Origin of the sequence: Pseudomonas sp. K8 (genome assembly GCF_014889455.1) — a bacterium.
In the GTDB taxonomy this organism is placed as follows: Bacteria; Pseudomonadota; Gammaproteobacteria; order Pseudomonadales; family Pseudomonadaceae; genus Aquipseudomonas; species Aquipseudomonas veronii.
In genome coordinates this window covers 1-17,927 of sequence record NZ_VJWO01000037.1, presented here as the reverse complement: position 1 = coordinate 17,927, position 17,927 = coordinate 1, and the positions used below count along the sequence as shown (strand labels likewise).

The following is a 17,927-nucleotide window of genomic DNA, read 5'->3' as shown; positions in this document are numbered from 1 at the left end:
CTCGGCGCAGGTTTAGCGTAGACCATGCCCAAGCGCCCGCAGGCCTTGGACTTGGCCGACGGATTGCAAGGTTTATCACGAGGCTCGACCGGGGTTGTCATCTGTCGGTCATCTGCAATGCCTAGGCTGGCATGCAGTAATACAGGCCCATTTAATGAGCGGTTTATGCACCTGAACGGTGCTGGTCTAGTCCAGATAGGTAACGTTGATGCGTGATGAGGCAATCAAGGCGGTGACATCCATCGGCCTGGCGCTGCAAGAGCAGATCGACCATGGCCTTTTGCCGCCCGCCAGCAAACTGCCCGCCGAGCGCAAGCTCAGCGAGTTGTTTGGTACCACCCGGATTACGGTGCGGGAAGCCTTGTTACAACTGGAGGCCCAAGGCCAGATCTATCGCGAGGAGCGCCGTGGCTGGTTTGTCTCGCCGCCGCGCCTGGCCTACAACCTGATGCAGCGCAGCCACTTTCACGCAATGGTCAACGATCAGGGCCGCGTGGCGTCGACCGAGGTGATCAGCGCGCGGCTGCAACCGGCATCGGCGGCGGTGTGTGCGTGGTTGCAATTGCCGGCGCTGTCCAGCGTGATCCAGATCTGCCGCCGGCGCAGGATCGATGAGCGCCTGGTGTTGTATGTGGAGCACTACCTGAACCCGCAGTATTTCCCCGGGATTCTGGCCTGCGACCTGAACCAGTCGATGACCGAGCTGTACGCGCGCAAGTACGATTTGCACTACGGGCGGGTACGCTTCGAGATTGTGCCGACCTCACTGCCGGTGGAAGCCGCCGCCGCGTTGCGCGTGTCGGTGGGCAGCCCGGGCTTGCGTATCGCCCGGGTCAACTATGACCAGCATCAGCGTTTGATCGACTGCGACCTGGAGTTCTGGCGGCATGATGCCATCCACGTGGGCGTGGATGTCATGGGCTCAGCGTCTTGATCAGTTGATCCACATTGCTTTCCAACGCCGTCACCGGGTCGGCGCCGTCGACGTTCAAGACCAGCAGTTGCGCGCCCCCGGCCTTCACCGCGGTTTGCACCGCCGCGCTTGGCGGGCGATGGTGCAGCACCACGGCCACCTCGTTGTCCTTCAGGCGGCTGCTCAGTTGCTGTAAGGCCTCGGGCGTCCAGTCGGCATCTGGGCGTGCGTCGGTGTCGAGCACTTCCAGGTTCAAGCTGCCGAGCAGATACGCAAAGTGATCGCTCAGGCTGACCACGCTCAGGTTATCCGCCTGGGCCAGCCGTGCTTCGCTGTCGGCGGTGAGCTTGAGCAGGCGCAGCTTGAGGGTGGCCAGGTTGGCGTCGATTTGCGCCTTCGCGCCCGGTGCCAGGCGGCTCAGGTCGGCGGCCATCACATCGGCCATGCGCCCCATATTGTTGCTCGATTGCCACGGCTGGCTGTTCAAGCCATCGCTGACGCCCGGTTGCACGGCGATCCCCGGCAGGCCACCGTCCACCGGGCGCGCGGCGTCCACTTCGACGATGCGGATATTGCTGCGTCGCGCCACCGGGTACAGCGGGTCATCGGCCCACAGCGAACGCAAGCCGATGACGGCATCGGCATCCATCGCCAACGTGCTCAAGGCCGGCGCGCCACGGCCGGTGAAGTAGGACACCTGCCGCGAACCGGGCAGGTTGGCCGGCGCGGCGCGTTCGAGCTGTACGTCGCTGCCTTTAAGCAGCAGCTCCGCCAGGCCATAGGTAATGGGCAACGAGGCGAGGACCTTCACAGGTTTTTTCGCTTTGGTCAGCGCGGCGTGGCCCAGGCCTTGGTTGACTTTGAAACTCTTCGGATCAAAACCGTCGACGGCCAGCGCCGACGCGCTGCTCAGGCAAGCGATGGCCAAGGCCAGTGAGCGAAAGACAGGGTGCATTATCCAAGATTCCCTTTGAGGCTGGGCACGGTGCCGCGCGCGATGGCGGCGAGGGCGAAGGCAATACCGGCGACCAGGATGATCGCGGCGCCGGAGGGGATGGGCAGGTCGAAGATGATCGGCAGCAGGATGCCGCACAACGTGCTGACGGTGGCAATCGCCACGGAGACCCAGAAGAAGCCTTTGAGCGACTGGCTCAGCAGGCGTGCCGCCGCCGCCGGAATCACCAGCAGCGCGCCCACCAGGATCGCCCCGATGACCTTGACCGCTGCGACGGTGATCAACGTCACCAGGATCACGAACAGGTAATCCAGGGTCTTCACCGCCACCCCGCGTACCGCCGCCAATTGCGGGTTGAAGCTGGCGAGCATGATGCGGTTGTACAGCGGCAGGGCGAGGGCCATCACCAGCGAACCGACAATCGCCAGCACCAGCAGGTCGTTGCCATTGACCGTCAACACCGAACCGAACAGCACGTTTTCCAGGATGTGAACGTTGATCTTGCCCGCCAGTATCAACAGCAGGCTTGCGCCCAACGCCAGGGACACCGAGAGGAATACGCCGATCAAGGTATCCGGCGCCAGGCCGGTGCGGTTGCGCAGGTAATTGAGCAGGATGCCGAACAGCAGGCAGTAGCCGAACAGCGCGCCATAGGGCCCGGTGTAGGGTTCGCCGAGCAGAATGCCCACGGCCACGCCGGTCAGCGCGGCATGGCCGACCGCTTCGGAGAAAAACGCAAAGCGCTTGACCACCACCAACGTCCCCAGGCCGCCCAGCACCGGGCCGATCAGCAGGCCGGCGAGCAGGGCGTTGACCACAAAACCATAGGCCAGCGCCTCCGGTAGGTAACCGGAAGAGGCCCAGCCCTGGACCATCAGGCGAAACGCTTCATAACTCATGGCGCCAGGCTCCGAGGATGGGTGGAGAACAGGGTCAGCAGGCGATCCGGGGTCAGTGCCGCTTTGGGCGTGGCGTCGAACAGCACGCGGCGGTTCAGGCCGGTGACGCGGTCGGCGAGGCGGCCCACGGCGTCCAGGTCGTGCTCGATCCACAGCACGGTGATCCCGGCGCGGCGCCAGTCATTGAGCAGACGTTCGAACACCTGGATACCGGCTTCATCGAGGGCCGACATCGGCTCATCCAACACCAGCAATTGCGGGGCCGGGATCAGCCCCTGGGCGAGCAGCACGCGCTGACGTTCACCCCCCGACAACGCGCCCATGCGCCGTTTGCGTTTGTCCTGCAGGCCGACCCGTTCCAGGGCCTCGCCGATGGCGCCGGCGTAATGCCTGGACAGCCCGAGAAATGCCGGGCGCCGCTGACACATCGCCGCCATGAAGTCATCCACGGTCATCGGCAGGCCGCGGTCGAACTCCAGCGCCTGGGGCACATAACCAATGGTGCCGGGCGTGTCCGGCCACGTCAGGCGCAGTTGCCCCTGGTGCGGCGTTTGCCCCAGCAGCGTCTTGATCAGCGAGCTTTTCCCACCGCCGTTCGGGCCCACCAGTGCATGGATGCTGCCCGGCTGCACCTGGAAGCTCACGCCATCGAGGATCACGGTGCGGCCCAGGGTCAGCGACACCTTGTCGAAGTCGATCGTCGGGCCGACGCTGACCATGCTCAAGCGTTGCGCCGCCGTCATGCCCCCGACTCCTGAATCGCCCGCACCACGGTGTTGAGGTTGCCGGTCATTTCCACTTCGTACTTTTCAGCGCTGTATTTGCCGTAGGAGATATGCGACAGCGGGTACAGCCGGACCCCGGATTCACGCTGGATGGTCTCGACGTAGGTGGACGGGAAATCCATCTCCGAGAAGATCACTTTCACATCCAGGGCGCGCAATTCATCGATGGTTTTCTTCAACTGGCTCGGGCTGGGTTCGATGCCGTGGGCCGGCTCGACCACGGCGGTGACTTCCAGGCCGAACTCGCGCAGCAGGTAGTCGTAGGCTGCGTGGACTGTGGCCACGCGCAAGTCCGGGTTGGGCGCGCGGGTCAGCTTGGCCAGGGCCTCGGCGCGCATCTGCCGCAGGCGCTTGCCGTAGGCGCGGGCGTTCTGGGTGTAGGTTTTGGCGTTGTCCGGGTCGAGCTTGCCCAGTTCGCGGGCGATGTTGTTGACCTGGGCAATCGAGGCACTGATCGACAGGAAGGTGTGCGGGTTGACCACCTTGCCGGCGCCGCGCGCGGCGTTGCCGGTGGCGGCCAGCAGCGGCACGTTGGCGTTGGCTTCGATCACCGGGATGTCCGGCCGCTCGCTGGTGGCGATCATGCGGTCGGCGAAATCGTCGTGGCCGACCCCGTTGAGCACGATCACATCCAGGGTGCCGATGCGCTTGATGTCGTCGGCGCGCGGTTCGTAGGCATGTGGGTTGAAACCGGCCGGAATCAGCGGCACCACCTCGGCCTTGTCGCCGACGATGTTGGCGACGTAGCTGTAGTAAGGATGCAGGGTGATGCCGATCCGCAGGCGCTTGGCTGCCTCGGCGTTGGCCAGCGGAGCGAGCAGCAGGCTGATCAGGCTGAGCAGCAGCAGGCGTACAAGGGGCGATGAAATAGACATGGGCACTCGGTCTTCTCGGTCAGTGACGGTGCTGGCGGGTCACGCCGGCGTCGAATTGCGCGACCACTTGCTGCCAGCCGGCCGCGATCAGCGCCTGGTCGGTGAGGTCGGCGGGGGCGGTCAGGTCCGGGCGGCGGTTGAGCCAGATGTCCGGCTCGGCGCCCGTTACCCGCATCAGTAGCGAGCCGCTGGTGGCCGGCGCCTGGCTCACGCCGAGGTAGGCCGACGGCGCCAGCAACTGCCAGCGATGATCGCCACGGCTGACCGAGCTGGCGTCCTGGGCAAAGGGCGCAAAGCCTTCTTCGGCCAGTTGCGCGGGCGTCGGCAGGGCGCTGTGTGCCTGCTGCAGCCAGTGGATTTCATCCAGGGTCACGCGCAGGTCGGCGTAGATGCCTTGCTCGGCGGCGCTGAGGTCGCGGCGCGCGTCCAACTGGTGGCTGGGCACGGCAACCACGGCCTGGGTTTCACCGTGCAGGGCCACCACCGTACCGGCCACCGCCAGAATGATCAGGCACAGCAGCAGGACATAGAGGGTTTCGTGCCCGGCCCCGGCTGGGCGTACCACCTGTGTCGTACTCATTGGGACGGGATATCCGCTTGGTCGATTTCAACGACGTGACCGGGGCCGGCATCGAACAGCACGTAGAACTCGGCTGAGGGTTTCTTGAAAGTCAGGGTCGAGTCCGCGCCGAGCTTGCCGGGCACGAGGATGGTTTCGTCGTAGCCGATCACATCCAGGGTCACGCCGGGGGCGCCGCTGCCGTCGGAAAAACCGCCGGTGCATTGGATCTGTTCGCCGGGGATTTCCTTGCATTCGCACATCGGGTTGTGGGCCACGGCTGTGGGACAGAAACCGACGCACAGCAACAACGTGGCGCAGGCGCGGCTCAGGCGTATCAATGTCATGGTTTGACTCCTTGCTTGTTCAGCCAGGCAATGGTGGCAGGCGAGGCCTGGCTCAGCGCAATGGAACCCTGGTGCATCGTGCCGTCCCAGCCTTCCATGGTGACCCACAGTTCGGCGTCGGCCGGCGTGCGCTCGGGCACCGGCAGCAGCGCGCCCATGCGGTACGGCGTGCCGAAGAAGATCACCCCGGCGGCGCGCAGGCTGCGCGGTTTGCCGATACGCAGATAGGTTGCCTTGACCTGCTCGGCGCAGTTGGCGCACAGGGCCGCATTGAAGAATTTCATCGGGCCGGCTGGGTCGGGGCGCGGGCCTTCGTTGCGGAACTCGGCGAGGGTCAGGCTCCAGGGCCCGACCTGCACCTCGCCGGCCACCCGCTCGCCGATGCCGCTGTCACCGCGAAACAGCGCGGCGTCGGCAAAGTACTTGGGCATGAAGCCCAGGGGCACCAGCAACAGCAGGACGTTAAGGTGGAACCGCCATTTCAGCCACACGGCGCGCAGTGGCGAAGGCGTTGCGGCAGCGACCTTGCTCATTGGTTGCCCTCCGCCATTTCAGCCTGCAGGGCCGCGACCGCTGCCGCCTGGCGCGGCGCCTTGTGGCTGCGCTTGAGGGCATGGAGGGTGGCCAGGGCCGTGCGTTTGGTCCAGATCAGCAGGCCGCTCAACACCATCATGCTCAACACCAGGCCGAAGAATGCCCAGATCAGCTTGATCCACAGCCCGCCAAAGTCGCCGGTGTGCAGCGGGCGCATCGACTCGGTGACGAACTCCAGCGTCGAGCGGTTGGACAGCAGGTGCGAAACCGCGACTTCGCCGGTGTAGGGGTTGATCTGCGCGGTCTGGAACATCAACGGGTACCAGCCCCGCCCGCCGATCTGCAGATGGCTGTAGGCATTGAGTGGCAGGAACACGAAGCTGGTCTCCAGCCCCGGAATCCGTTGGCTGGCGATTTCGATCGCGTCGTCCAGGGCAATCATCGGCGCCGGCACGCCGGGGGCGGACGTCGGTACGTTCTCCCGGGCGATCACCGGCACGATGGGTTCGCTGGAGATGGAAATCTGGTTATCCCCCAGGATCGCCTGAATCAGGAACCAGGTGCCGGTGATGGAAATGACCGCGATAAACCAGATCGACCAGATACCGCTCAGGCGGTGGAAGTCGCCCCAGAAGATCCGCGCGCCATGGCGGATGCGCAGGGTCGGGCGCAAAAAGCCCTTCCAGAAGCGCTTGTACACCACCAGCCCGGTGATCAACGACGCCAGCAACGGCAGGCCGAGCGCGGAGACCAGGTACCAGCCCCAACTGAACCCATTGGTGAATGGCACCAGCCACCAGCCGTGCAGGGCGCGGGTGAATTGTTTGAAGTCGAACGCCGGGCTGATGCCCTGGATCGCCCCGGTGTAAGGGTTGACATAGACCTCCACCGAGCGCCCGTCGGGGTAGCTGAGGGTGACACTCAGGGCGAAGTGCGACTCGTCCGGGCGGATGATGGATTGCACGATCACCAGGGGCTCGGCGCGTTTGATGGCGTTGATCACCTGGTCATAGCTCAGCGGTTCGGCGGCGTCCGACGGCTTGCTGGCGCGGATTTCCGGGTTGGCCAGCCAGACGATTTCCTGGCTGACCACGGCCAGGGTGCCGGTGACGCAGACGATCAGTACAAAAAACCAGATGGGTAATGCCAGCCAGCTGTGTACGAGAAACCAGAGTTTTGAGCGCGACTTCTTCGACATGTGAATGGGAGTCTTGATCGGAGGGGGGCAATGAGGGCCCGGAAAAGACCGGTCGTAGCTTTTGCTGACGCGACAGGCTGTATCTAAGTTAAGACGGATGAGAATGAGAAATCCCTAACCCAGATATGAAAGCAAATGTTTCAGGTTCACATTCGGGGCGCTGAGGCCGCGGTGCTGGGCAGCCCCCGTCTCAAGCCGACCCTCGATCAAACAGTGGCAGCGGGCCTGCCCGAGCGCCATCGCGAGCAAGCCCGTTCCCAGGCTCAGCCTTGCTTGAACAGCGCTTCGGCGCGCTGGCGGATTTGTGCTTCGTTCAGATCCTCCTTGCGGGAGGCCAGGAACCACACATGGCCGAACGGATCTCTCAGCGTGGCGGAGCGGTCGCCGTAGAACTGGTCCTTGGGTTCGGAAATGGACAGGCCGCCGGCTGCGACCGCTTGTCGATACTGCGCGTCGACATCGTCCACATATAAATGCAGGCCGACACTGGTGTGGCCATCGCGCGGGCTGCCGAAGGCCATTTCACCGCAGGGCGAGGCGAGCATGATCGCCGAGTCTCCGATACGCAGTTCAGCGTGGCCGACCTTGCCGTCGGGCATGTCCAGGCGCATGACTTGCGTGGCGTTGAAGGCTTTTTTGTAGAACTCGATGGCTTCGGCGGCTTTTTCGACGCCCAGGTAGGGCGTGATGCTGTGATAGCCCTCGGGAATAGGTTTTACGCTCATATCATTCTCCCTGAATTGTGTTTATGAAGGGACGGCCCTTTCACTATAGGCCACGCCAGCCGTGGCTTGCGGGCAACCGACGAGGTGTTGCCCAGGCAACAGTGAACAGGCAGATCGTTGCGCCATAAGTGCTGCGGCGGGCGCCAGCCGCAGCGACACCACGGGTTTCAGGGCGCGGCGCTGTCCCAGGGGTTTAAGGTGAACATTTCCCACAGGGAGCGGTTTTTCAGCTGGGCTCCAACAACTGAGCCCCCGGCCCACGCTCACCGAGCAGGTCGCCCTGATTGCGCAACGGGCAGGCTTCCAGCGACAGACATCCACAGCCAATACAGCCATTGAGCTTGTCGCGCAGGAGCATCAGCTTGTTGATGCGCTCGTCCAGATCTGCCCGCCACGATGCCGACAAACGCTGCCAATCTTTAGCCGTCGGCGTGCGTCCATCCGGCAGGGCCTGCAACGCTTCACCAATCGTCGCCAGCGGAATCCCCAGGCGCTGGGCGATCTTGATCACCACCACCCGGCGCAGTACGTCGCGCGGGTAGCGCCGCTGGTTGCCGGCATTGCGATTGCTTTTGATCAGCCCCTTGGTTTCGTAGAAATGCAGGGCCGTGACCGCCACGCCGCTGCGGGCAGACAGTTGGCCAACAGTAAGCTCCTTGGTAACCATGAAAAACTCCGGATTAACCCTTGACCTTGACTTAACTAGAGGTTTTACCCTGCGTGGTATCGAATCACAAGATTCTGCCTACAGAGAAAGGGGAGTGTTCATGCAGGTATCAGAGAAGAATCGCAGTTTCACTCAATTGATCGAGTTTCAGGTCGAGCCCCAGCAACAGCTCGCCCTGGTCGCGGCATTGTCCATCCAGAGCGAGCGCCTGGCCCAAGGGCACGGCGGCTTTCTCAATGCGAGTGTGCAGGTCAGCGATGACGGGCGGCGGGTACTCAATTACCTGCAATGGCGCTCACGCGAGGACGGCGAGGCGGCCTTCCAGTGCGTTGAGCACGGCGAGGAAGATTTCTGGACACTGATACGCGCCCACCAGGCCACGGCCGTGACCTTCGGTTCGTTCCAGGTGCTGCACAGTTTCGAGCGCAGCCATGACAATGCGTTGCACTGCCGTTTAAATGGATAGGTGCAGCATGCGCTCACCCTGAACGTTTCCCCCCGGGCGGCGCTTGTTCACCGCCAGTTCGCCGATCTTGATCAGGCGCGTGCGTGTGACGTTGCGGCTCAGGCCCAGCAGGTTGGCGGTGTGGACCTGGTTGTAGTGGCTGAAGCGGTAGGCGGCACGCAGCAACGCGTCCTCGACTTTTTCATGCAGGGCACCGGCCTGTTCCTCGAACAGCTTTTGAAAGGCCCGTTCAAGCAAGGCTTCGGCACTGTTGTCGGTGCCGTGCGGGCTGTCGTCCTGACGCTCGATGCGCAGGTTCGACAGGCGTAAATCGTCGCGTTCGATCACGCCATTGCGGCAGATCAGCAAGGTGTGGTGAATCACGTTTTCCAGCTCGCGGATATTGCCCGGCCAGCTGTAGTTTTTCAGCTTGTGTTCGGCCTCGCGGCTGATGGTGACCGGGCCGTAGCCCAGGCGCTGGCTGTAGGCTTCGATGAAGTGTCGGGTCAGCGGCAGGATATCGCCGGGACGCTCGCGCAACGGGCTGAGTTCCAGGCTGACCACGTCGAGACGGTAGTAGAGGTCCTCACGGAAGTGCCCGGCGTTGATGGCTTTTTCCAGCTGCACGTTGGTCGCCGCAAGCACGCGCACATCGATGGGAATGCTCTTGCGCGAGCCCAGACGCACCACCTCCCGCTCTTGCAGTACGCGCAATAACTTGACCTGGATCGCCATCGGCAAATCACCGATCTCATCGAGGAACAAGGTTCCGCCGTCGGCCTCTTCGAACCAGCCGGCCTTGGCGCTGAGGGCGCCGGTGAAGGCGCCTTTTTCATGGCCGAACAGTTCGGCTTCCACCAGCGATTCGGAAAACGCCCCGCAGTTCACCGCCACGAAGGGCCGGTTGCGTCGTGCGCTGAGGTTATGAATGTGGCGCGCCACCAACTCTTTACCGGTCCCGGTTTCGCCGATGATCAACACGCTGGCTTCGCTGGGCGCCACTTGCTGGATATGGTCGAGCAGTGCCTGGGATTTCGGGTCTTCGAAGACCTGGGCCGTGGCGCGGATCGAGGTGGCGAGGGCGGGCGAGGGCGGTAAGGTTAAAAGCTGCATGGGCACCTCTTTATGAATAGAACGTAGGAGTCGGCAGGGACTGGTTCAACGCCCAGTCCCCCAGTTCGTGGAGTTTGTAGTCCACCGGGTCGTGCAGGCTTTGCGTGCGCAGGTTGCGCCAGTGCCGGTCCAGGCGCAGTGACGCATGGGTGGAGCGCGCGCCGGTGACTTCAAACAGGCGGCTGCACAACTCCAGGCCCTGGCGGCTGGCGGCGACCTTGGCGGTGGCGATGGCGATGGCCAGTTGGCCGCGTTCGTTTTCGCTGAGGTTCGGCCCCTGGGCCCAGGCTTGATCGAGCAGCGCGGCGGCGCGTTCCACCAGCAGGCGCACACCTTGCAGGGCCACCCAGAATTCGCCGTAGTGGTGCAGCACGTAAGGGTCTTGGCGCACATCCTCGGCGGTGGATTTATGCCACGCACGGGTTTCGGTGAGGGTGTAGTTGCGCGCTTCATCAAAGGCACCTTCGGCTATGCCGAGGAACATGTGCGTGAAGGTCAACTGCGCGATCAGTGGGCGCAGGCAGGCGAACGGTGTGCTCAGAGGGCCCGGGTCGAGCAGCAATTCCGACTCCTCGACGCGCACCCGTTCGAAACTGGCGCTGCCGCTGTCGGTCTGGCGCTGGCCGATATTGTTCCAGTCGTTGTGCAAGGTGATGCCGCTGCGCCCGCTGGGGATGGCGGCGATCAGCAACTTGCCGCCGGCGCTCTCATCCACCGCCGAGGCGATCAGCATTTCCGAGTCGCTGGCGCCGGAGCAGAAGCTCTTCTTGCCGGAGAACTCACGCCAACCGCCGAAATCCTTGACCTGCGTGCGCGTGTCCAGCGGGTTGAGGGCGTTGCCCCAGAACCAGTTTTTGCGTGCGGTCTGTTCGAACCACGGCTGCCATTGGTCCGGCCGCGAAAACAGGCGCACCGTAGCGAGCATCAGGTGGTGAAAACCGAAGACATGAGCGATGGAGCTGTCGACCTTGGCGAATTCACGCACGATGGCCAGGGTGTCGCTCCAGCGCGCACCGCCCGTGGCGCGCGGCCCGTTCACGTACATCCGCGAGTTTTTCGGCGACGGCGGCGGGTGGTTCGCCCCAGGTCAGGTACACGTCCACCTGTTCGGCGGCGAGGTCGTGGGCGGCGTCGGAGGAACCGCCGAAGTACAGCGGCGGATAAGGCTTCTGCACCGGTGGGTAAAGTGCCTTGGCATTCTGCACACGCAGGTGTTTGCCTTCGAAGTCCACCGATTCGCCCTGCAATACGCGGCGCCAGATCTTGAGGAATTCGTCGGAGACTTCATAGCGTTCGCGGTGGTCGAGGAAGCTGCCGTCGCCGCGGTTTTCGTCGGGGTCGCCGCCGGTCACGACGTTGATCAGCAGGCGGCCGTTGGACAGGCGATCCAGGGTCGCCGCCATGCGCGCCGACACTGTGGGCGAGATGATGCCAGGGCGAATTGCCACCAGGTAGCGCAAGCGTTCTGTCAGCGGCACCAGCGCCGAGGCGATTACCCAGGAGTCTTCGCACGAACGCCCGGTAGGAATCAACACGCCGTAGTAGCCAAGGCTGTCAGCGGCCTGGGCGACTTGCTTCAGATAATTGAGGGTGACCGGACGGGCACCTTGGGTGGTGCCCAGGTAATGACAGTCGCCATGAGTGGGCAGAAACCAGAAAACATCCATGACGAATCCTTAAGCGATTTTCAACAGTGAGGGGGCGTGCGCGGCGAACAAAGGGGCTGCGCGTTCTGCCGCAAGGCGAATACGGCTTTTCAAGGCTTCGTTGGTGATTTGGTAATCGGTGAAATCGGCTTCGGTGGCATATACGCCGATCGGCAAGGTCAGGGCCTGGAAGAAGCTGAACAGCGGGCGCAACTGGTGATCGAGTACCAGCGCGTGCCGTTCGCTGCCGCCGGTGGCGGCCAGCAGCACAGGGGTGTCGATCAGCGAGTTGAGGCCAACCAGGTCGAACAGATGCTTGAGCAGGCCTGGATAAGAACCGCGATAGACCGGTGCGGCGACGATCAGCAAGTCGGCCTGTTCGATGGCCAACAGTTGGGATTCGACCTCGGCCGGCAACTCATCGCGCGACAGTGCGCCGCCCAGTGGCCGGGCGATATCACCGAGTTCGATCAGGGTCGTCTGGATCGGCAACAACGTTGCCAGTTCGGCCAGCACGGCCTGGGTCAACACCAGGGTACGGGACGGGCGCCAGGTTCCGCCGGAGAGGGCAACGACATTCAGGGGACGGGTCATCAACAGTTCCTTTTTCAACAGTGGCATAGCAGGGGAAGTGAGCCGGTCTGAGCAAGCGCTGTACCAACGGCTGCAGGCCTTGATCCGCCTGGGCTGCGGGCTCACTGCTGAAAAACGTTGCTGTTGTCTGCCTGGTGTTTTGTTGAATGGCTGTTGCCTGCGCAACAGTTGCCTGGCGAACAGTGTCGAATTCGCGTGGAGCCATTTATAGAGGGTTATTTTTATTCCGTAAATGAACGTATTTCCATATTTATAGATCTTAAAAGAATATAAGGGTGGCGCTGATGAGGGTGTGGCGACGGGTGATAGCGACTATCACGGATGGTGATTTTTCACTGTCCAGGGGCGGGAGTAACCTGTGTTCATTGACTTGAGACCTTCTTCGCAGAGCCGTCGCCATGAACCGATTTTTTGCTGTTTCCTTATTACTCGTCACTTCTGTCGTTGCCGGTTGTGCGACCCATCCTTCGCCTGAATTACGCCCTTACACGGCGCAAGAAACCCGGGAACTGGCGCTGGAGGCGTTGAGCCGTCGCGGCTTGTCGTTTGACGAATATCAACGCCAGCGGGCTGCCCTGACCGGTCAGGCACAACAACCTTTCAGTTTTGCTCACCAGGGCGAAATGAACGCCGAACGTAATGTGACCCTGCATGGCCGCTCCAGTTGAGCCGGTGCTCAGTGGCAAAAAGCCCGAGGTTTCTCAAGAAGCCTCGGGCTTTTTGTTTGCCATGGCGCTATGTCAGCCTGTTAAGCTGAATTTCAGGAGCGTTCCTACGCACATTTACGTCAAGTGGTCCTTTTTTAATGGCATTCGATCGGGTAAACCTGACGACCTCTGTTCCGGTCGATGCCCCTGAGACGTTGCTCTCGGGAACCTGCTCTGCGAGTCCCTAAGGTTATGAATAAACGTCCGTTGTATTTCGACTACGCCGCCACCACCCCGGTGGACGAGCGGGTCATCCAGGTGATGGTCGAGTGTCTGGGCTTGCATGCCAATTTCGGTAACCCTGCGTCCAGTTCCCACGCCTTCGGCCAAGCGGCCCGGCAAACGGTTGAACAGGCGCGTCGCCAGGTGGCCGAGCTGGTCGGTGCCGAGCCGGAGCAGATCGTCTGGACGTCCGGCGCGACGGAGTCCAACAACCTCGCGATCAAGGGGGTGACTCAAGCGCGGGGCTTGGCGGGTGGGCATATCATCACCAGCCAGATTGAGCACAAGGCTACGCTGGACACCGCGCGGCAGATGCAGGAGGCCGGAGTGGCCGTGACCTACCTGGCGCCGGACGCCGATGGGTTGATCAGTGCCGAGGCGGTGAGTGAAGCACTGCGTGAGGACACCTTCCTGGTATCGCTGATGTTGGTGAACAACGAGTTGGGCACCCTCAACGACATCCCCGCCATTGGCGCGCGGGTGCGTGAACACGGCGCGTTGTTGCATGTGGACGCGGCACAGGGCGCGGGCAAGGTGGCGATCGACCTGGCGCAATGGCCGGTGGATTTGATGTCGTTTTCCGCGCACAAGGTGTATGGCCCCAAGGGGATCGGCGCGCTGTATGTCGGGCCGCGGGCGCAGCGGAAGGTGTTGGCGCAGATTCACGGCGGTGGCCACGAGGGCGGCTTGCGCTCCGGTACACTGGCAACCCACCAGATTGCGGGCATGGGCGCGGCGTTCGCCTTGGCGGCGCAGGCGTTCAGTGAAGAGCAGGCGGCGATCGTGGCCTTGCGCCAGCGCCTGCTCGATCAACTGGCGTCGGTCGCAGGTGTGCGTCTCAATGGCAGCGCCACCCAGCGTATTCCCCACACCCTCAGCCTCACCTTAGGTGAAGGCGAGTTCAACGCCGCGGCCTTGAGTGCGGGCATTGCTTTTTCCGCCACCTCGGCCTGCAATTCGGCGAGCAATGCGCCCTCCCATGTGCTGCTGGCGCTGGGGCATGATGCCCACAGCGCCGGTCGAACCATTCGCTTGAGCCTGGGGCGGTTCACCACCGAGCAGGATATCGACCAGGCCGTGCAGTTGATCAAGGCCGCCCTTGCCAGTGCGCCGGCGTTCTGGGCGGTCTGATTCTTCATTCGTAATCCATAACAATTATTCGTGGTTAGCAGGAGACACAATGAGTACGCAGCCTTTGACCCATGGAACGGTTCCCCAGCGCTTGGCGCATACCCGTGAATTGATGCGCCGCGAAGGCATTCATGCCTTGCTGGTGCCGTCCGCTGACCCGCACCTGTCCGAATACTTGCCGGGCTATTGGCAGGGGCGTCAATGGTTATCGGGCTTCCACGGCTCGGTGGGGACGCTGATCGTCACCGCGGATTTCGCCGGTGTCTGGGCCGACAGCCGCTACTGGGAACAAGCGACCAAGGAACTCAAGGGCAGCGGTATCGAGTTGGTGAAGCTGCAGCCGGGTCAACCTGGCCCGCTGGAGTGGCTGGCCGAACAGACGCCGCAGGGCGCCGTGGTGGCGGTCGACGGTGCGGTAATGGCCGTGGCGTCGGCGCGTACCTTGGGCGGCAAACTGGCGGAGCGCGGTGCTCGCCTGCGTACCGACATCGACCTGCTGAATGAAGTCTGGAGCGACCGCCCGGCGTTGCCGAATCAGCCGATCTATCAGCACCTGCCACCGCAGGCCACCGTCAGCCGTGGCGAAAAACTCGCTGCACTGCGCGCCAGCTTGAAAGAAAAGGGCGCCGACTGGCACTTCATCGCCACCCTGGATGACATCGCCTGGTTGTTTAACCTGCGCGGTGCCGATGTATCGTTCAACCCGGTGTTTGTGTCCTTCGCCCTGATCAATGCGCAACAGGCCACGCTGTTTGTGGCGCTGAGCAAAGTCGATGCCGCGCTGCGGGCGGTGCTTGAGCAGGATGGCGTGACCTTGCGCGATTACAGCGAAGTCGCCGATGCCCTGCGCGCGGTGCCATCGGGCGCGAGTGTGCAGGTTGATCCGGCACGCGTGACCGCCGGTTTGCTGGAACACCTGGATGCCAGCGTCAAGCTGGTGGAAGGGCTGAACCCGACGACGATTGCCAAATCCCGCAAGAGCCTGGCCGACGCGGAACATATCCGCCTGGCCATGGAGCAGGATGGCGCGGCCTTGTGCGAGTTCTTCGCCTGGCTGGAGAGTGCGCTGGGCCGTGAACGCATCACTGAACTGACCATCGACGAACACCTGACGGCCGCACGTACCCGCCGTCCCGGTTATGTGTCGCTGAGTTTCAACACCATCGCTGCGTTCAATGCCAATGGCGCGATGCCGCATTACCACGCCACCGAAGAAGAGCATGCGCTGATCGAAGGCGATGGCCTGTTGCTGATCGACTCGGGTGGCCAGTACTTGGGCGGTACTACCGATATCACGCGGATGGTGCCTATCGGAGCGCCGAGTGATGAACAGAAGCGTGATTGCACCCGCGTGCTCAAGGGGGTGATCGCCCTGTCCCGTGCTCATTTTCCCAAGGGCATTATGTCGCCACTGCTCGATGCCATCGCGCGCGCGCCGATCTGGGCCGAAGGTGTGGACTACGGCCATGGCACGGGGCACGGCGTAGGTTATTTCCTCAATGTGCATGAAGGTCCGCAGGTCATCGCCTACCAGGCCGCTACTGCGCCGCAAACCGCGATGCAGCCGGGCATGATCACCTCCATTGAACCGGGTACTTACCGTCCGGGGCGTTGGGGCGTGCGTATCGAGAACCTGGTGTTGAATCGCGAAGCGGGCAAGACCGAGTTCGGTGAGTTCCTCGAGTTCGAAACCCTGACCTTGTGCCCGATCGACACCCGTTGTCTGGAGCCGTCGTTGCTGACGGCGGAGGAGCGCCAGTGGCTCAATGCGTACCATGCCGAGGTGTGTCAGCGTTTGAGCCCATTGCTCAGTGGCGCTGCGCTGGAGTGGTTGCAGGTACGCACCGCGGCTATTTGATCGGTCGCTGCTCGGCAAGTGCCGCTTGCGATTTACGCGCAGGCGGCCGGTCGCAGCGTCGCGAAGGGCTGCGCGGGGTCGAGGCGTTCGGTGGGCGCTGCGGAGCAGTCGGAAGTGGACTGCTCGGGCCGCTATTTACAGATGACGATCATGCTCCGGCTGGTGTAACCAGCAGGGTTGAGGCCGAAGGGGTAGTCCCCAGGCTCCTCGGAGTTGTCACCGGACTTGGCGATAACCCGGTAGCCCTTGGCGCCGCATGAGTTGACTGCACTGGTGTAGCACTGGTCCCAAGAGGAGGACAGCCCTGAACAGTTGATATGCAGCCCTTTTTTGCCCCGTTTCACTTCTGTCTTGGTGGTCGCGGCACAGCCAGCAATGGCCACGACCATTAACAGTATCAAAATTCGCTTCATTCCCATCCTTAATAGCCGCTTCGAAAAAATTGCCTGAAGCTGGCTTTACTCGCTCTCGATTGTAGCGTTCGCGCTGTCCTTGTCGAAACTCTCCATGAATGACATTTGTTTGCGGCCTAAACATGGCCCAAATGAGCGACAAATACCAGAGTTACCGTCAAAGATGATTAATCGGCTGGTACTAGAGGTTTGGCCTCGTTTCGCATGGTCAGCGTGGCGCCAACGGAGGCCAGGATAATGCAGGAGATGGCCAGCCACTGTGCGAGCGACAAATGCTCCTGCAGGAAGAACAGGCCCGAGAGCGCGCCGAATGCGGGCTCGATGCTCATCAAGGTGCCGAAAGTACGGGCGGGCAGGCGAGTCAGCGCGACCATCTCCAGGGTGTAGGGGAGCGCCGTGGACAGGATGGCGACGCCGATGGCAACTGGAATCAGCGCAGGCGTCAGCAATGCCGTACCCGCATGAACGATGCCGATCGGTGCGACGAACAAGGCGGCGATCATGACGCCGAGGGCAGCAGTTTGCACGCCGTTATCATTCCCTGCCTTTTGGCCGAACAGAATGTAGAGCGCCCAGCAAACACCTGCGCCTAGTGCATAAGCCGCACCGACCAGGTCAATCCCGGTGCTGGTTTCTCCCGTGGGGATCAACAGCAGAAGACCGACAACCGCGAGGGCGATCCACAGAAAGTCCACCGCGCGGCGCGATGCATAGAGGGCGACGGCGAGCGGCCCGGTGAACTCCAGGGCTACCGCGATACCAAGGGGGACTGTGCGTAGCGACATATAGAAGAGGAAGTTCATGCCGCCTAACGCCATTCCGTAAACAATCACGGTGCGCAGGGATTTGGCCGTCAGCGTGGCCCGCCATGGGCGCAATATCAGCAACATGATGATGCTGGCGAAAATCAGGCGCAGCGTGGTGGTGCCTTGAGCGCCGACGATAGGGAACATGGTCTTGGCCAGCGAAGCGCCGGACTGGATGGAAGCCATGGCGATCAACAGCAGGCCGACAGGAAACAGTGCCGAGGCCAGGCTGCGAGGGGAGGTGGTCATTGGGGTGTTCGTCCGAGGTCATATTTGAGTAGCAAAGAGCCCTATCATGCTTAAGTGTGTGTCGCTGAGCAATATATTGCTCAATTATCAGTTTTCTACCTTCTATATAGAGTGGATTTGGAGGTTTTCCGCTGTTTGATAGAAAAACCAAATTAAAGGTTGACGGCAAATCCTGGACGTCTATAATTCGCCCCACTTCCGGCGCAGTCGAAACGGAAAACTCCTTGGTAAACAAAGAGTTATGCAAGATTCGACAGCGGCCTGCTTCAGTTCATCGAGGCCTGGA

At 62.3% G+C, this 17,927-nt stretch carries 20 protein-coding genes and 1 pseudogene; 5 read left to right on the top strand and 16 right to left on the bottom strand.

From position 1 onward, the window contains the following. Positions 1 to 208: 208 nt before the first annotated feature. Complete coding sequence (locus INT12_RS21900) at positions 209 to 934, top strand: UTRA domain-containing protein (protein ID WP_017846895.1); 726 nt, start codon at positions 209 to 211, stop codon at positions 932 to 934. Here the strand turns inward: INT12_RS21900 and INT12_RS21895 are convergent. The 10 genes from INT12_RS21895 to soxR all read right to left on the bottom strand — a co-directional run bounded on the left by INT12_RS21895 (position 915) and on the right by soxR (position 8,457). Beyond that, complete coding sequence (locus INT12_RS21895) at positions 915 to 1,868, bottom strand: metal ABC transporter solute-binding protein, Zn/Mn family (RefSeq protein ID WP_193040658.1); 954 nt, start codon at positions 1,866 to 1,868, stop codon at positions 915 to 917. The two genes, INT12_RS21900 and INT12_RS21895, sit on opposite strands and share 20 nt — an antisense overlap. Next, positions 1,868 to 2,767 (bottom strand): metal ABC transporter permease, encoded by a 900-nt coding sequence (locus tag INT12_RS21890; protein WP_017846897.1) that lies wholly within the window; start codon positions 2,765 to 2,767, stop codon positions 1,868 to 1,870. Before INT12_RS21890 ends, INT12_RS21895 begins: the two co-directional genes overlap by 1 nt. After that, complete coding sequence (locus INT12_RS21885) at positions 2,764 to 3,510, bottom strand: metal ABC transporter ATP-binding protein (protein WP_017846898.1); 747 nt, start codon at positions 3,508 to 3,510, stop codon at positions 2,764 to 2,766. Before INT12_RS21885 ends, INT12_RS21890 begins: the two co-directional genes overlap by 4 nt. After that, on the bottom strand, positions 3,507 to 4,427 hold the full coding sequence (locus tag INT12_RS21880) for a metal ABC transporter substrate-binding protein (RefSeq protein ID WP_193040659.1): 921 nt from the start codon (positions 4,425 to 4,427) through the stop codon (positions 3,507 to 3,509). The genes INT12_RS21885 and INT12_RS21880 overlap by 4 nt, the downstream gene beginning before the upstream one ends. Before the next feature lie 19 nt (positions 4,428 to 4,446). Then, positions 4,447 to 5,007, bottom strand: a complete 561-nt coding sequence (locus INT12_RS21875) for a DUF6162 family protein (RefSeq protein WP_169886154.1) — start codon at positions 5,005 to 5,007, stop codon at positions 4,447 to 4,449. Then, positions 5,004 to 5,333, bottom strand: a complete 330-nt coding sequence (locus tag INT12_RS21870; protein ID WP_046491045.1) for a hypothetical protein — start codon at positions 5,331 to 5,333, stop codon at positions 5,004 to 5,006. Before INT12_RS21870 ends, INT12_RS21875 begins: the two co-directional genes overlap by 4 nt. Further along, complete coding sequence (locus INT12_RS21865) at positions 5,330 to 5,866, bottom strand: hypothetical protein (RefSeq protein ID WP_017846902.1); 537 nt, start codon at positions 5,864 to 5,866, stop codon at positions 5,330 to 5,332. The genes INT12_RS21870 and INT12_RS21865 overlap by 4 nt, the downstream gene beginning before the upstream one ends. Further along, positions 5,863 to 7,065 carry a PepSY-associated TM helix domain-containing protein gene (locus INT12_RS21860; protein WP_046491043.1) on the bottom strand — a complete coding sequence of 401 codons (1,203 nt, stop codon included), beginning with the start codon at positions 7,063 to 7,065 and terminating at the stop codon, positions 5,863 to 5,865. The genes INT12_RS21865 and INT12_RS21860 overlap by 4 nt, the downstream gene beginning before the upstream one ends. A 263-nt stretch (positions 7,066 to 7,328) precedes the next feature. Then, positions 7,329 to 7,790 (bottom strand): VOC family protein, encoded by a 462-nt coding sequence (locus INT12_RS21855; protein WP_046384136.1) that lies wholly within the window; start codon positions 7,788 to 7,790, stop codon positions 7,329 to 7,331. Positions 7,791 to 8,016: 226 nt separating this feature from the next. Beyond that, a complete protein-coding gene (gene soxR / locus INT12_RS21850; RefSeq protein ID WP_017846905.1) occupies positions 8,017 to 8,457 on the bottom strand; it encodes a redox-sensitive transcriptional activator SoxR in 441 nt (146 codons plus the stop codon). Between the two features lie 100 nt (positions 8,458 to 8,557). On the opposite strand from soxR, the gene INT12_RS21845 reads away from it, so the two are divergent. Next, positions 8,558 to 8,923: an antibiotic biosynthesis monooxygenase gene (locus tag INT12_RS21845; protein ID WP_017846906.1), complete on the top strand. Its 366-nt coding sequence runs from the start codon at positions 8,558 to 8,560 to the stop codon at positions 8,921 to 8,923. On the opposite strand, the gene INT12_RS21840 is transcribed toward INT12_RS21845, so the two are convergent. The 4 genes and pseudogenes from INT12_RS21840 to msuE form a co-directional block, all read right to left on the bottom strand. Further along, complete coding sequence (locus INT12_RS21840; RefSeq protein WP_046491040.1) at positions 8,912 to 10,015, bottom strand: sigma-54 interaction domain-containing protein; 1,104 nt, start codon at positions 10,013 to 10,015, stop codon at positions 8,912 to 8,914. The two genes, INT12_RS21845 and INT12_RS21840, sit on opposite strands and share 12 nt — an antisense overlap. A 10-nt stretch (positions 10,016 to 10,025) precedes the next feature. After that, a complete protein-coding gene (locus INT12_RS21835) occupies positions 10,026 to 11,054 on the bottom strand; it encodes an acyl-CoA dehydrogenase family protein (RefSeq protein ID WP_413468885.1) in 1,029 nt (342 codons plus the stop codon). Continuing rightward, a pseudogene (locus tag INT12_RS21830) lies at positions 11,029 to 11,682 on the bottom strand (LLM class flavin-dependent oxidoreductase); the annotation flags it as partial. The gene INT12_RS21835 and the pseudogene INT12_RS21830, both read right to left, overlap by 26 nt. 9 nt (positions 11,683 to 11,691) lie before the next feature. Then, a complete protein-coding gene (gene msuE, locus INT12_RS21825; RefSeq protein ID WP_046385331.1) occupies positions 11,692 to 12,255 on the bottom strand; it encodes an FMN reductase in 564 nt (187 codons plus the stop codon). Positions 12,256 to 12,653: 398 nt separating this feature from the next. Here msuE and INT12_RS21820 point away from each other — a divergent pair, with 398 nt between their 5' ends. The 3 genes from INT12_RS21820 to INT12_RS21810 all read left to right on the top strand — a co-directional run bounded on the left by INT12_RS21820 (position 12,654) and on the right by INT12_RS21810 (position 16,173). Beyond that, positions 12,654 to 12,923, top strand: a complete 270-nt coding sequence (locus INT12_RS21820) for a hypothetical protein (protein WP_026140011.1) — start codon at positions 12,654 to 12,656, stop codon at positions 12,921 to 12,923. 231 nt (positions 12,924 to 13,154) lie between these two features. Next, positions 13,155 to 14,315 (top strand): cysteine desulfurase family protein, encoded by a 1,161-nt coding sequence (locus INT12_RS21815; protein WP_193041123.1) that lies wholly within the window; start codon positions 13,155 to 13,157, stop codon positions 14,313 to 14,315. 49 nt (positions 14,316 to 14,364) lie between these two features. Further along, on the top strand, positions 14,365 to 16,173 hold the full coding sequence (locus tag INT12_RS21810) for an aminopeptidase P family protein (RefSeq protein ID WP_193041124.1): 1,809 nt from the start codon (positions 14,365 to 14,367) through the stop codon (positions 16,171 to 16,173). Positions 16,174 to 16,304: 131 nt separating this feature from the next. On the opposite strand, the gene INT12_RS21805 is transcribed toward INT12_RS21810, so the two are convergent. Together INT12_RS21805 and rhtA are read right to left on the bottom strand one after the other, a co-directional pair. Then, positions 16,305 to 16,586 (bottom strand): hypothetical protein, encoded by a 282-nt coding sequence (locus INT12_RS21805; protein ID WP_017846914.1) that lies wholly within the window; start codon positions 16,584 to 16,586, stop codon positions 16,305 to 16,307. 167 nt (positions 16,587 to 16,753) lie between these two features. Beyond that, a complete protein-coding gene (rhtA, locus tag INT12_RS21800; RefSeq protein ID WP_017846915.1) occupies positions 16,754 to 17,641 on the bottom strand; it encodes a threonine/homoserine exporter RhtA in 888 nt (295 codons plus the stop codon). Positions 17,642 to 17,927 lie beyond the last annotated feature (286 nt).